Source organism: Paenibacillus wenxiniae (genome assembly GCF_039822605.1).
In the GTDB taxonomy this organism is placed as follows: domain Bacteria; phylum Bacillota; class Bacilli; order Paenibacillales; family Paenibacillaceae; genus Saccharibacillus; species Saccharibacillus wenxiniae.
On the sequence record NZ_JBCGUH010000007.1, the window covers coordinates 178,266 to 191,868 of the forward strand.

General features: G+C 47.3%; 13 protein-coding genes and 1 pseudogene. 1 reads left to right on the forward strand and 13 read right to left on the reverse strand.

Going from position 1 to position 13,603, the window contains the following annotated elements; all coding sequences use genetic code 11:
* Positions 1–276 precede the first annotated feature (276 nt).
* The 13 genes from AAHF22_RS14465 to AAHF22_RS14525 form a co-directional block, all read right to left on the reverse strand.
* Positions 277–1,389 (reverse strand): GGDEF domain-containing protein, encoded by a 1,113-nt coding sequence (locus tag AAHF22_RS14465; RefSeq protein ID WP_347325729.1) that lies wholly within the window; start codon positions 1,387–1,389, stop codon positions 277–279.
* A gap of 633 nt (positions 1,390–2,022) precedes the next feature.
* Complete coding sequence (locus tag AAHF22_RS14470; protein ID WP_347325861.1) at positions 2,023–2,754, reverse strand: class I SAM-dependent DNA methyltransferase; 732 nt, start codon at positions 2,752–2,754, stop codon at positions 2,023–2,025.
* A 209-nt stretch (positions 2,755–2,963) separates the two neighbouring features.
* Positions 2,964–3,905, reverse strand: a complete 942-nt coding sequence (locus AAHF22_RS14475; RefSeq protein WP_347325730.1) for a CvfB family protein — start codon at positions 3,903–3,905, stop codon at positions 2,964–2,966.
* Complete coding sequence (gene rsfS / locus AAHF22_RS14480; protein ID WP_347325731.1) at positions 3,902–4,249, reverse strand: ribosome silencing factor; 348 nt, start codon at positions 4,247–4,249, stop codon at positions 3,902–3,904. The genes AAHF22_RS14475 and rsfS overlap by 4 nt, the downstream gene beginning before the upstream one ends.
* Positions 4,250–4,834 (reverse strand): bis(5'-nucleosyl)-tetraphosphatase (symmetrical) YqeK, encoded by a 585-nt coding sequence (gene yqeK, locus AAHF22_RS14485; RefSeq protein WP_347325732.1) that lies wholly within the window; start codon positions 4,832–4,834, stop codon positions 4,250–4,252. It abuts the gene before it with no gap.
* On the reverse strand, positions 4,815–5,408 hold the full coding sequence (gene nadD / locus AAHF22_RS14490) for a nicotinate-nucleotide adenylyltransferase (RefSeq protein ID WP_347325733.1): 594 nt from the start codon (positions 5,406–5,408) through the stop codon (positions 4,815–4,817). The genes yqeK and nadD overlap by 20 nt, the downstream gene beginning before the upstream one ends.
* 112 nt (positions 5,409–5,520) lie before the next feature.
* Positions 5,521–5,817, reverse strand: a complete 297-nt coding sequence (gene yhbY / locus AAHF22_RS14495; protein ID WP_347325734.1) for a ribosome assembly RNA-binding protein YhbY — start codon at positions 5,815–5,817, stop codon at positions 5,521–5,523.
* A gap of 23 nt (positions 5,818–5,840) precedes the next feature.
* Entirely contained in the window at positions 5,841–6,713 is an 873-nt protein-coding gene (gene aroE / locus AAHF22_RS14500; protein ID WP_371834074.1) for a shikimate dehydrogenase, read from the reverse strand.
* Between the two features lie 106 nt (positions 6,714–6,819).
* The gene (gene yqeH, locus AAHF22_RS14505) at positions 6,820–7,947 is read right to left on the reverse strand and encodes a ribosome biogenesis GTPase YqeH (RefSeq protein ID WP_347325736.1); all 1,128 of its coding nucleotides are present in this window, start codon (positions 7,945–7,947) and stop codon (positions 6,820–6,822) included.
* A complete protein-coding gene (locus AAHF22_RS14510; protein ID WP_347325737.1) occupies positions 7,944–8,471 on the reverse strand; it encodes a YqeG family HAD IIIA-type phosphatase in 528 nt (175 codons plus the stop codon). The genes yqeH and AAHF22_RS14510 overlap by 4 nt, the downstream gene beginning before the upstream one ends.
* 162 nt (positions 8,472–8,633) lie before the next feature.
* On the reverse strand, positions 8,634–10,856 hold the full coding sequence (locus AAHF22_RS14515; protein ID WP_347325738.1) for a transglutaminase TgpA family protein: 2,223 nt from the start codon (positions 10,854–10,856) through the stop codon (positions 8,634–8,636).
* Complete coding sequence (locus AAHF22_RS14520) at positions 10,853–12,112, reverse strand: DUF58 domain-containing protein (RefSeq protein ID WP_347325739.1); 1,260 nt, start codon at positions 12,110–12,112, stop codon at positions 10,853–10,855. Before AAHF22_RS14520 ends, AAHF22_RS14515 begins: the two co-directional genes overlap by 4 nt.
* A 4-nt stretch (positions 12,113–12,116) precedes the next feature.
* Positions 12,117–13,076: an AAA family ATPase gene (locus tag AAHF22_RS14525; RefSeq protein WP_347325740.1), complete on the reverse strand. Its 960-nt coding sequence runs from the start codon at positions 13,074–13,076 to the stop codon at positions 12,117–12,119.
* A 350-nt stretch (positions 13,077–13,426) separates the two neighbouring features.
* On the opposite strand from AAHF22_RS14525, the pseudogene AAHF22_RS14530 reads away from it, so the two are divergent.
* Positions 13,427–13,603, forward strand: a pseudogene (locus AAHF22_RS14530) (peptidase M28); the annotation flags it as partial.

Consider the following 13,603-nt stretch of genomic DNA (forward strand, 5'->3'; position numbering starts at 1 on the left):
AGTTCATAGTTATAAACCCTTATACGAAAGCAGCCTTTACACGATAAGAGCTTTTACGTAATAAGAACTTTTACGTAATAAGAGCCTTCAAGCGATAAGAACTTTTATACAATAAGAGCTTTTACATAATAAGAGCTTTTACATAATAAGAACCTTTACGCGCTAAGCACTGCAAACGGGGAAACACATCCCTATATTTTTCGTTTATAGTTACATTTCCCCAGTATAATTCCTGACTATATTTCTTACTACACTTCCTTACTACATTTCCTCACCTTATACCGCCTTCAAATCCATTGACGAACACACTCGATTACGCCCATGTTCCTTCGCATAATAGAGCGCTTTATCAGCCTCCTGAAACATTTGCTGCGGTACATGCTGTGGGTAAAAGCTTACACCGATCGACACCGTCAAATGTAACTGATGTCCACCCTCCAGCTTGAATACGTGTTGCTCAATTCGTTCGCGCACCTGTTCTGCCATCTGGAGCACATCATAGGGTGTATTCAGATTCAAAATAGCCGCAAACTCCTCGCCCCCTTTACGTGCACAATAGCCATGTTGCCGTACCGTATCATTGAGCAATTGCGCCACCTGCACAAGTACAATATCGCCATTCAAATGACCATATTGATCATTAACATACTTAAAATGATCGATATCGACGACAAGCAGTGCAAACGATTCCTGTCGCTCCTCTGCCTGCTCGGTAGTCTTACGAAATAATCGATCAAATGAACGCGGATTGTACAGCTTCGTTAGAAAATCATGATTAGCCGCATCTCGCATCATAATTAGATTGTCATCGGCGCGCCGTAAATACGAAATAATATAATACGCAAACAGTCCCGCAAGCATAAAAAATAAGCCAAATATCGCATGCAGTACATACGCATGTAACAGTGCTCCAACGATCGTCACGGCAATGAGATAGATCAACAAAGATCCAATCAATGCACGTACCCATACCCATAAGGATACGCGTTTAGCATAGTGCATCATCGTAGCAGCAAGTATATACGTAAACATAATATTCGCAAGACCAATCCACGAGCTAAACTGAAATGAACCGATAAACAGCCGATACACGCCCATAATGAGCGCTGCAATCAAGCCTGCCCAGCCTCCGCCATAATAAACCGAGAACAGTATAGCCAGCTGTCTAAAATCGACAATAAGCGAATTGCCTGCACTATGAATATTGATCGAAAAATAAGTCATCATCGCGATCCCGATCAATCCGCTAAATATACCGCCGATCAGAGGGGTGCCCCATTTCGTTTTCCCAAGCTTTCGATCGACTATCTTTAAGATTAAATTACCAAAAAATAATGCGGTCGTTAAAAAAGTTAAATTGTTAAATAACGTTTGGATAATCGTATACATGAATGTCCATCCTATTCGTTATAGTAGAGTATCCTCTCTAAACTATTATTAATTGCAAAACATCCTATAAGTGATCTTGAAATCGATCATAACCATCTGCATGTAAGGTATGTATACTCCAATATATCGGTAAATATGTTTAAAATTAAAGATTGACACATGAAAAAAGCTCCAGTAGGAGCTTAAATTGATCTTTATCGGATAATGGAACAATGAATATAACTAACTCGTAGTTCTATATAGAAGATGGAAGACATACTTTAGCAAACAGTAAGGATGGATAATACCCAAATCCATATATAGTGAGCATGGCAATGCGAAGTCCCCCCACTCCAGTCCGGCAACATGCTAGCGACCTTCGTTTCAGCTGGGAGGGATACTTTAAAGGGAGAGACAGATGGCGTATCCCGGCTGAAAGGTCTGTCTTTTGGCACCATTCCCAGTCTTCCGTTCTTTACTGATTGCGACTTTATGCTTATCCATAATACATGACAACTCCAATCCAAAACCTGATATTGTAGTACCTGCATGATAGATAATAGCTATCCGTGCATCGATATGGAGCAAATCAATCAACAACTAGCTCAAAACTGTACCTATATCATTCACAGGAAGCACACAATAAAACACAACTTATTTCACTGCGACAAAAAACAGTCGTGCCGCTTCTTCCCCCGGTTCATTCCACGTAAAATCAGCATAACACTTCACATCACGGAAGCCCGCTTTGTACAGCTCCGTATTTAGCCAGTCCTGTTCATATGAACGCTGCACATGAACTTCTTCAAACCGCTCGTATAGTGAATGTTGCTCATTCCCAGCACGAGCAAAAATCGTTAGATGATGTTCAATCTCGGTACGAACCGCATCATATTCGCATGTCCACAAATACGATACCGAGCGATCATCCAGCATAAAGGGTTGTTCTTCGTCATACCGGCGCAGCGTGTTCGGGTGATGCACATCGAAAATAAAGGTGCCGCCTGACTTCAATCCGCGATACGTCGCTTGGAATGTACGAATGACATCTTCCGGCTCGGTCAAATAATTTACACAATCGCAAAAAGAAATAACGCTATCGACCTGCTCAGCCAGTTCCCAATCCGTCATATTTTGACAGATCCACTGTACCTGCCCATCCTGAAATAAGCGATGTCCCTGTGGCGTCGATTCCATTTTGTCGCGTGCGATGGATAGCATATCAGACGATAGATCGATTCCAGTCATGCGAAAGCCTGCATTAACAAGTGGAATCGTAATGCTGCCTGTACCGCAGCCAAGCTCAGCCACCTGGCGCGGCATACCGTATTGATCCCACACCTCACGTACAAAACGTAACCAATCTGGATACGGCATATCGTCCATTAATTCATCGTATACATAAGCAAATTTGCGGTATGACACTTTTTTTCAACCGTCCTTCCTTATTGCCGTGATGGGCGCTGTACCTGCATAACAAGCACTGCTATACAAAATCTGCATATAACAACAAAAAGGCAGGAACGCAACCTAAGCCGTTCTTGCCTTTCCGTTTGACTTGAATCTGTTAAATTAGGATGACCTACGATGAATAATCAGGCTTGTTCGTCTGTATTCGTTTCGTCGGTTTGTGGCGTTGTATCGGATGCGGTAGCAGCAGCGTGTGTTGCCAGACGCGTCCAGTTCTGATCCTGTACGACTACGCCTTCTTTCATCAGCTTGCCCAGTGCACGCTTGAATGCTGCTTTACTAATACCAAAGCGCTGCTTGATCACATCCGGTTGTGTACGATCTGAATAAGGCATCGCTTTATCTTCACGTTCATTAATGAACGCAAGCAAACGCTCCGCATCTTGATCACGACCAACCTCTTTCCGTTGCAGCATCGACAGATTAACCCGTCCATCTTCACGCACCTGAGTCACACGCACACTGACCTTTTCACCAAGACGCAGCATACGGCTACGCTCATTCTGGTGAATTAGACCGATCGCACCGAATCCAAGCACGCCACCTTCAATCAGCACAAAGCTCCCCATTTGCAGCGGTTTGTACACAAGCGCATCGACCCACTCGTTCATCCAGCTGGATGGCGCATGAAATACATGTTCTGCCAGCTCTTCTTCGCCTGCCAGCTTCGCCAGTAGACGTCCCTGACGATCATGCTGTAGTACGACATATACATCATCACCGATTTGCGGACGCAGCTCTGGCTTTTCCGGTAGCTCGCTCATCGGCAATAACAGCTGACGACCAAGTCCCATTTCCAGAAAAGCACCAAGTCGTGGATGCAGATCGGCAATTTTCAATTTAGCCAGCTCACCAAGTGTCAGCAAAGGCTTTTTCATCGTTGCCGCAAGGCGGTCTTCGGTATCGTGGAAAATAAACGCTTCCACCGTTTCGCCAACCTTGATCTTGCCAACGATCTCGCTATAGTGCATCAGCACTTCCTCTTCTCCATCTGTCAGGAAGAAGCCATACGGCGATACTTCGCGTCCGATCTTCAGTGAAAGGATCGTACCTGCTTCAAAACTCATACGTTTTCCACCACTTTGGCGTCAGACCACAGACGCTCAATGTTGTAGTATTCGCGCTCATCGCGATGGAAGATGTGTACAACGACATCTCCCAAGTCAATCAGTACCCAGCGTGCCGCGTTTACGCCTTCTATGCCACGGATCGTTACGTTTTCTTCGTGAGCACGCTTGCGCACTTCACTAGCGATCGATTGTACCTGTGTATCGGAATTACCATGACAGATGACAAAATAGTCTGCCACCAGCGAGATTCCTTTCAGATCCAGTACCACCAGATCGTTTGCTTTTATACTTTCAGCTGCATCCACAGCCATATGCATCAGTTGTTCGGGATTTAATGACATTTAAAGTTCACCCTCCAATTCAAGTTGTTTGACCAGATCATTTCTGGATAATACCGTTAACGGATAAATGATCTGACGACGAGCGACAAGCAGATTGATCGTCGAGTCAAAACCCGCCACCAGTGCTGCTTCTACGCTCGTTTCTGCCAGGCGGCGAATATGATCGACACCGGGGAAATCACGTCCCGGTTCAATATAGTCGGCCAGACAAATAATTTTCTCCAGCAAAGTCATACCGACTCTGCCCGATGTATGGTAACGAATCGCATTCAATATTTCTTCATCATCAATGCCATATTCGGCTTCTGCCACATACGCACCGATCTCTGCATGCCAGAGCGGCTTATCATAAAGCAATAGCTCGTCATTGAGTCCTTTGTCACGTAACAGCTGTTCCTGGCGCTCACTTGGCCAGTATTTCGCTACATCGTGCAGGATCGCCGCCAGCTCTGCTTTGACCGGATCAGCTCCATAACGCTTCGCCAGCAGCACTGCCGATTGCATCACACCTTCGGTATGACGCCAGCGCTTTTCCGGCATTTGAGCGGATACCGATTGAATCAGTTCATCGCGTGTCAGCTTCATAGATTCCGCTCCCCTTAATATATTCATACACATGATCGTGAACCATATAACGGATCGTTTGACCGTTTTGTAATCGTTCACGAATATCGGTGGATGAGATATCAACCTGAGGCATATTGACGAGTTGCACGCGCGGCTGCAAATAAGCAGGCATCTTCGTCTTATCAATGACTGACCCTGGACGACCGACACCAACAAAGGTAAGGCGCTGTGCCAGTTCCTCGATACCATGCCATTCCGTCAGCGAGTTCACCATATCGGCTCCGATAATGAAAAAGAATTCATGCTCTCCATAACGCTCCTGTAGTGCACGAATCGTCTCAATCGTGTACGATACGCCGCCGCGTTCGAGTTCGATATCGAGCGTACGAAACGCTGGATTCGTACCGATTGCACGCTCTACCATTTGCAGGCGCTGTTTACCGGAAGCACCGGCAGCATGCTTGTGTGGCGGAATATGCGATGGCATAAACCAGACTTCATCCAGCGCACACCCTTCCAGCGCAGCTTCCGCTGCCAGCATATGCCCGATATGCACCGGATCAAAGGTGCCTCCCATAATACCGACTTTCATGAATCCACCACCGCATCATTTGTCATCATATTGCCGTAGTCTAGCTATGTGTAGCATCGCTTTGAACTACGGCATTGGTTATCGTCGTCTGTTGTCGTAACTGAACGTAAGCTTACGCTCGTGGCAGCACGATTTGCTTGTGATCTTTCGATTCCTTATACAGTACGATTGTACGTCCGATGACTTGCACCAGTTCTGCGCCTGCGCCTTCTGCCAACTCTTGTGCCAGCTCCTTCGGCTCTTCCAGACAATTGTTCAGTACCGATATTTTCATCAGCTCGCGCGTCTCGATCGCATCGACGACATGGCGAACAATGCCTTCGTTCATACCGCCTTTACCGATTTGAAAAATCGGATCCAGATGATGTGCCTGACTACGCAGGTAACGTTTTTGTTTTCCAGTTAACATAGGTATCCCCTTACTATTCTTAATTAATGTTGTTCATGATTGAACGCTTCCAGCACCGCGCTATGCATCAGTGATACCGGAGCATCCACTCCAGTCCAATATTCAAAAGCGTAAGCACCCTGGTAGACAAACATCCCCAGACCGCCTACAACTTTGCAACCGCGTGCTTTCGCTTCGCGGAGCAGCCGCGTCTCCAGCGGATTATAGATCAGATCGCTGACGATGATGCCTTCCGGAATGAGCGCTGCTTCCACAGGCGTAGCATCCACATCCGGGTGCATCCCGACAGAAGTCGTATTAATGAGTATATCGGTTTCAGGCAGGCAGGCTTGAAGCTCATCATACGTAGCCGACTTTAATGTAGTCTGACTTCCATTTAATAGATTCAGCAGCTCATCTGCTTTGCTTAACGTCCGATTGACAACCGTTACCGATGCGACCTTTTCTTTCAGCAACGCATAAATGATTCCACGTGCCGCGCCGCCTGCACCGAGCACAGTTACTATTTTGCCAGACAGCTCGCCTGTCTCTTCCTTGAGCGAACGTACATAACCGATACCATCGGTATTGTAGCCTTTTGTACGCCCATCGCGGATCACGACCGTATTCACCGCACCGCATTGAACAGCGGATTCGTCCAGTTCGTCCAGTAGCTCCATAATCGCCACTTTATGGGGAATCGTCACATTGAAGCCGCTAAAGCCAAGTGCCAGCGCACCCGTAACCGCTTCTGCCAGATGCTCTGGCTTCACATGCAGCGGTACATACATCCCCGGCAGAGCCGCCGCTTCAAGTGCAATATTGTGCATAGCAGGCGATTTGGAATGAGCAATCGGATCGCCCATAACGCCCAGCAGCAATGGAGCATGAATATGTGGATGATTCGTCATCATCATCGCCTCCTGACCTGTCATGATGATACAGGCTTGCTGTATCGAAATAGAGTAACGAGATGTCCATAGCTATCATCGTTGCAACAGATATGACATCTCGATCTTCCGCTTAGATCAGCGATGGACGCAGCATGACTTTTACACCTTTAGGCAGGTGGACAGCAACGAGCGCACCCTGATCACTATTCACTTTGATCCAGCCCAGACCGGAGATGAACACATCGAGCGACTTGCCTTTAGACACGCGCAGTTCATGACGTGTCCAAGACGGTAGATCAGCCAGATGTTCCTTCGTTGGCGGAGCGAGCATTTCGCCGCCATGCTGCTCAAACAATTCATCGGCGCGATCCAGCTTCGTACGGTGAATGTTCAGACGATTGTTCATATAGCATGTGAACGATTGCCGTTCGCCTTCAATAAAGTCAAATCGTGCCATCGCTCCGAAAAAGAGCGTCTGACCGGCATTCAATTGATATACCGCTGGTTTAAGTGGCTTATCCGGCATCAATGAAGCCAGATCTTGCTTGTTCACCAGCTCCGTATAACGAGATTCGTATACGATACCTGGTGTATCGATAATGGAATGACCATCATCAAGCGGAATGCTCACCGTATCCAGCGTAGTACCTGGATAACGTGACACCGTCAATTCTTCCTCCAGGTCGCTATAATCGGTAATTAGACGATTAATCAGGGTTGACTTACCGACATTTGTTGCCCCAACAACGTATACGTCACGGTTTCCACGCATCGAGCCGACAATGTCCAGCAGACGATCAAACCCTTGATTTTGCTTCGCACTGCACAAAATAATATCTTCAACCTTCAGCCCAAGCTCTTTCGCTTCTTTTTGTACCCAGTTGCGAATTTTGTTCCAGTTGGTTACTTTAGGCAGCAAATCGGTCTTATTTACAGCAAGAACGACCGGATTATTGCCAACAAAACGTTGCAGTCCCGAAATCACACTGCCGTGAAAATCGAACAGGTCGACAATATGGATCACCAGCGCATCCTTGTCGCCTACCTGACTCAGTAGGCGCAGGAACTCGCTCTGATCAACCGTTACTGTCGACGATTCGTTGTAATTCCGTATACGGAAGCAGCGCTGGCAGAGCAATGGTGCACGTTCCAGCGCCTGCGCCGGAATGTAGCCCGGCAGCTCTGTTGATTCGGTTTGCAGCACGATACCACAGCCGCTGCATTTTGTACCAGCGGTCAAGCCGCTTTGTTCAGTCATTTATTGCGTTCCTCCTCGGCCCATAGGCCCTTTTTACGAAGTCTTAGCCTTGCCAGCCGTTCCACCTGACGGTTAAATCGGGTCCGCCAGCCTTCATCTCCCAGCGCAATCGGAAGTACAAGCACGGTGAACAGGCCGAGACGGTTGCCGCCATATACATCGGTTAGCAACTGATCGCCCACAACGATCGTCTGGTCGTCACGACAGTTCATCAGCTTCATCGCCTTGCGAAATGGTACATTGGAAGGCTTACGTGCAGCATGCACAAACTTGATATCCAGCGGAGTCGCAAACAGGGATACCCTGTTCATATTATTATTGGAAACGATAATCAGCTCGAAGCCATACTTTTTGACTTTGGCGAACCATTCGATTAATTCCGGTGTAGCATCCGGCGCTTTCGCGCCTACCAGTGTGTTATCCAGATCGGTAATAATCCCTCTGTACCCTTCTGCATACAGCTTTTCCAGGTCGATATCGTAGACCGTGTTTACACGCAATTTCGGAATGAGCATTTCAAACAAGCTATATTCACCTCGATTTCATACGACAAACTATACCATAAATTTAACCACTCTGACAAAAAGAAACGCCGCAAAAGCGGCGCTATTTACGAGCTTATGAAGCTTTATTTGCAAACGATTAAAGCTTTATTTTCACAGTCTGTGCATACCTGAACCATTATACTACTTTGTGGACGTATTGCGCCACAATTTTCGTAAATCGTGCACATACTGTTTCATCGTTACATATTCTTCCTCGGTTACAACGTTTGGACTGTACTTCGCTCGTTCAAACAATTGCAGTAGTGGACCGAGTGCAGGTCGTAGCTCTGGCTTCATCTCCTGCCAGCGAGCGACTGATTCTCTTAATGTCTCATGCGATTCACGATGTAATCCATGTCGCTTCATCCATGCCAGCCAGCGCTTCGCTTCAATCATCATTTTCTGCTGCGGTGTGTGTGCTTCTCCATAGCGCATACGCACATAGGCAGCGTGCAGCTTACGACGATAACGGAAAGCGAGGAAACCAACCCATGCGACAACGAGCAAGCTTGCTGTCCAAATTACAGCCGGTGGTGCGCCGTTCTCTGCTGCTTGTACAGGTTGTTCTGCCTGCTCTTGCTCCGGTTCTTGTTCTGGCTTCTCAGCCTCAGGCGTTTGCTCTGTTTGAGCTGGCGTCTGCACCGTTTCGGTCAGCAGCGGCATATCAAAGCCTGGTGTCGCTTCAATCGGAACCCAGCCATAACCTGCAAAATAAATTTCTGCCCATGAATGCGCATCTGCATTGGTCACCGTATATTCAGTCGCCCCATTCGGGAAATAATCACTTGTTACATAACCGGATGCCTGTCCAGGTGCATAGCCTTTTACCCAGCGTGCCGGAATGTCCAGCGAACGCGCCATCATCACCATCGCGGTGGAATAATAGTCACAATACCCTTCTTTGATCTCAAACAGGAAACTATCAACAAAGTCACTGCTTTTTTTACGAGACAGATCCGGGTTATTCGTATACGTATAATTGTTTTTCAAATACGATTGCAGCAGCTCGATCTTGCGATAAGGTGTAGTCGCTGAAGCGGTCACCTCACGCGCTAGATTTTTGACACGCTGCGGAAAGTCTGTCGGCATTTGTAAATAAGGCTCTAACGACTTGCCATCATACAGCTCGCTGTATGTCTTTTTCTCCAATTGAGCAACCGGAACGACAGGTACGCTTGAAATCAGCGAATACGATTCCGGGAAATTACGATTTTGCCGCGTCTGACTCCAGTGAACTTCACCGGAATTACTGCGCCAGTCAAGCTGATCGGTATCCTTTTTCCCATTTACACTTTCAATACGTGAAATCGTATATGCACCGAATAATACAGGATAATTCGTCTCTTTATCACTGAGCATTTTCACCTGTTGCTTAACGGTACGGGTTTCAATATTGGAAGGTTCTTCATCCATCGACAGCTTCTCGTCTGGTTCAATCGGCTCCAGATCACGCCAGCTGCTGCTGGAACGGTCAATCCAACCTTTGCCGGAGTAAGCAAGCCTGGTCTCTCCACGCCAGTAACTACGACTCGTCGTGCTAACAGACATGACCGGTGTATAGTCAAAGTTAAAACCGCCGCCCAGATTGGAGTCTTCGCGACTATAGCCAGATGACGCTCCCTGACCATCCATTCCATTCGAGCCATTTACCGTAATGACCGATTCGCCATGCCAGTTTTTCCACGCAGTATAAGGATCTTTTAACGTTGGTTGCACTTCTGGCATATTAATCCCTGCCAGCAGAATGATCGAAAAGATCACGGCGATATTAAACATAATTTTGAGCGGATAGCGACGCAGATGCTTCCACCCACGCGGAAAACGCTCTTGAAAATAACGAAAATGATTACTGACGAGCCAACCCATTCCGGCAAAAACGACCCAGGCAATTTCTTGCCACAGTGCTGTTTTTGTAAAAGAATCCAAAATCGCCAGCGCTACAATATTCGTTCCGACGAACATAATGATTGCCCGCCGCGACGTACCGATCCGTGCCGACACTTCCAGCAGCATCCATGCCGAGACGACAAACCAGATATACGTCCGCAGCGTGCTAATAAATTCTTCCAAATTATCGGATAACGACGCGGATAAGCTCCATGTGAACAGTCCATGCGTATGCATCGTATAATACACAACTACGATCACCGCCACCAGCTTGATCAGTAGCCTGTACCATGCGTTAAAAGGCAATAGGATATCGATCACAGCTACAGCTAGCATCGTACCGAGCACAAACATCGTCGTCTCGCCATACCAGATACCGTCTGCATATTGAATCCACTGATAGGCAATAATGAGCACCCATAGCAGACACAATGAGTAGTACCAGGAGCCGCAAATTTCGCTCCACCATTTCTTCATTGGGCTCTCCCCCCTAATACAGTCGGCAACTGATCAAGCTGACTAAGCGGATAACAGACAGCCCCACGTGCACTGGCATCCATATTCCACTGATGGGCATGATGCTCCTGTTGTCCGCCTTCAATCAACAATTGAACCGGCAGCATTTGCCGCATCCGTGCGAACTGGAACACTTCCCATGCCTTTTCTCCGCGCAGTGGACTGATCAGTACAAATAACGAGCCTGACGGGAAACTACGTGCCCTTTGCTCCAAGCCTTTCAGCAATCCGTCCTGCCCATCTGCCATAATATCGACTAGATGAAGCTGCATGCGATGCCATTCACTGGACAGATCGGACGGCAGAAATACTTCGTTTCGCGCACCGATCGTGAATAGTCCCATGCCCATTCGCTCGCGAATACCGTATTCCAGCATGGAAGCGGCAACCGACACCGCCAGTTCAAAATGCTCCATCGATTCGTAATGGGCAGCCGTCGCATCTAGTACAAGAACCGTTTTCGGCAATGATTCGTGTTCGAATTCTTTCGACTTCCACACGCCTGTACGTGCGGTCGCATTCCAGTGAATACGGGAAATACGATCGCCATACACATAATCACGCACACCGTTAATCTGATTCGTTTCTGGACGAGACAGCATTTGAGACGTTTGCTGTCCGCCCAATCGGGAATGACGGGAACCCATTTCCCAGTATGGAACGAATATCGTACGTGGCAGCACCATAAATTCACCGGGTGCACTAAACGTACCGCGATTTTCCAGCAAGCCAAAAATATCTTCACTAATACATTCTGTACTATAAAAGCGATACCGTCCACGTTCCAGCGGCGGTGTCTGGAATAATAATTCTCCACGTCCACGCATGCTAGGCATCAGGCTTTCTTCAAATGACCATGATTCGCCATTATGTCGCTTGAGCGTCTCGCGTACAATCACATAGGGTAATGGTAAAAAGCCTGGAATGGTAACATTCAGCTTCACCTGTACCTGATCCCCTGCATGAATAGCGCCGCCTTCATCGCCTTCGATCGACAGCTTGCGGCTTCCGCGCGCACGTCCAACCCCGCGGAAACCGCCGACGATCAAGTAGAGTGCGAGTAGCGTCACCATCGATAACAGCATGACCGATGTTTTGCCACCTTGAAATAGCACATAAAACAGACAACCTAACCAGACAATCATGACGAGCCACAGCTTGGATGGCTGGCGCTGCAACTTCATATTCAGCCGCAAGTACGAAAATAAGGCTCTCATACGATTATTGTCCTATGGATACCGGTGCGGTAACCTGCTCCAAAATTTGCTGCATAATACGCTCTGCACTCATACGCTCCATCCGCGCTTCTGGACGCGCCAGTATGCGGTGAGCAATCGTATACGGTGCCAGGCGTTTTACATCGTCAGGCAGCACATAATCACGCTCATGAATAAGCGCATGCGCCTTCACTGCCATCATGAATGAAAGCGTAGCACGTGGGCTGGCACCGAGCAATACAGAGCGATGGTCACGTGTAGCGCGAATGATACTGACGAGATAATCGCTAACCGAATCATCCATATGCACGGAACGAATCTCCTGCTGAATGTCGGCAATACTTTGCATATCCGTTACCGGTGTGAGTCGATCAACCGGTTGTCCGCTCGCTCCCTGCTGACGGAGCAGATTTTTCTCCGTCTGCTCATCCGGATAGCCGATCGTAATTTTCATCATAAAACGATCTAATTGTGCTTCTGGCAACATATACGTGCCTTCAAAATCAATCGGATTCTGTGTAGCGCAGAGCATAAATGGATGCGGCAATGGATGGGTCTCTCCATCAACCGTTACATTACGCTCTTCCATCACTTCCAGCAGCGCGGATTGCGTCTTGGTCGTAGCGCGGTTAATTTCATCCGCCAGCAAAATATTCGTCATAACCGGACCTGGACGGAAATAAAATTGCTCGTCTTTCGGGTGAAAGATCGATACACCTGTAATATCACTTGGCAGCAAATCGGGATTACATTGAATCCGGCGATATTGACCGCTCATCGATTTAGCGAGTGCTTTGATCATTTGTGTCTTCCCTGTTCCGGGTACATCCTCGATCAGGACATGTCCCCCGGCAAGCAGCGCGGTAAGCAATAGCTCAATTTCAAAAGATTTACCAAGAATGCAAGATTCCAGATTAGACCGGATATCTGCAATGATTTGCATCGATTCTTTACGTACTGGCATATGTTAAAAACCTCCTACTTCGGGTTCGTCGTTCCATTATTGTTAATGCTGTTATAGCGGCTTGCGGTTCACAGCCATCTGGAGGTTCCGCTTGCATTGCGTGTGCTGATTTTAACACAGGATACGGATGATTGCTTCATTATGGATCACCTCATCCGTTCCTATTATTGTACATGAACCGTACAACAGAGTCACTTTTTCATGAAACCAATACAGTTATCGAACGGCTCACTTTGATCGTATTCGAATGGGGCACTCTTTGATCTGAACAGTGGTCAAATAGTGGACTTTTGCTATCAGTCGGGGCATACTATGATAAGTTATTTTACGATAAAGGAGCATGCATATTTATGAATGAACAAACGTTAACGCTTTTCAAGCAATTAACCGAATTTCCTGCTGTATCTGGATTTGAGCGTGAGCTACGCCAGCTCGTTAAGGAGAAAATGTCGGCGTATACGAGCGAGTTTGTACAGGATCGGCTGGGAAGTCTATTTGGTGTTCTTCGTGGTGATGAGACCGGTCCA

What these genes read in the sequence shown, in the direction of transcription:
- AAHF22_RS14475 (WP_347325730.1), bottom strand. Translation starts at nt 3,905, where the DNA reads ATGAGTTTTGAAGCAGGTACGATCCTTTCACTGAAGATCGGACGCGAA.
- AAHF22_RS14515 (WP_347325738.1), bottom strand. Translation starts at nt 10,856, where the DNA reads ATGAAGAAATGGTGGAGCGAAATTTGCGGCTCCTGGTACTACTCATTG.
- AAHF22_RS14465 (WP_347325729.1), bottom strand. Translation starts at nt 1,389, where the DNA reads ATGTATACGATTATCCAAACGTTATTTAACAATTTAACTTTTTTAACG.
- yhbY (WP_347325734.1), bottom strand. Translation starts at nt 5,817, where the DNA reads ATGTTAACTGGAAAACAAAAACGTTACCTGCGTAGTCAGGCACATCAT.
- AAHF22_RS14520 (WP_347325739.1), bottom strand. Translation starts at nt 12,112, where the DNA reads ATGAGAGCCTTATTTTCGTACTTGCGGCTGAATATGAAGTTGCAGCGC.
- aroE (WP_371834074.1), bottom strand. Translation starts at nt 6,713, where the DNA reads ATGATGATGACGAATCATCCACATATTCATGCTCCATTGCTGCTGGGC.
- AAHF22_RS14525 (WP_347325740.1), bottom strand. Translation starts at nt 13,076, where the DNA reads ATGCCAGTACGTAAAGAATCGATGCAAATCATTGCAGATATCCGGTCT.
- AAHF22_RS14470 (WP_347325861.1), bottom strand. Translation starts at nt 2,754, where the DNA reads ATGGACGATATGCCGTATCCAGATTGGTTACGTTTTGTACGTGAGGTG.
- nadD (WP_347325733.1), bottom strand. Translation starts at nt 5,408, where the DNA reads ATGAAAGTCGGTATTATGGGAGGCACCTTTGATCCGGTGCATATCGGG.
- yqeH (WP_347325736.1), bottom strand. Translation starts at nt 7,947, where the DNA reads ATGACTGAACAAAGCGGCTTGACCGCTGGTACAAAATGCAGCGGCTGT.
- rsfS (WP_347325731.1), bottom strand. Translation starts at nt 4,249, where the DNA reads ATGTCATTAAATCCCGAACAACTGATGCATATGGCTGTGGATGCAGCT.
- yqeK (WP_347325732.1), bottom strand. Translation starts at nt 4,834, where the DNA reads ATGAAGCTGACACGCGATGAACTGATTCAATCGGTATCCGCTCAAATG.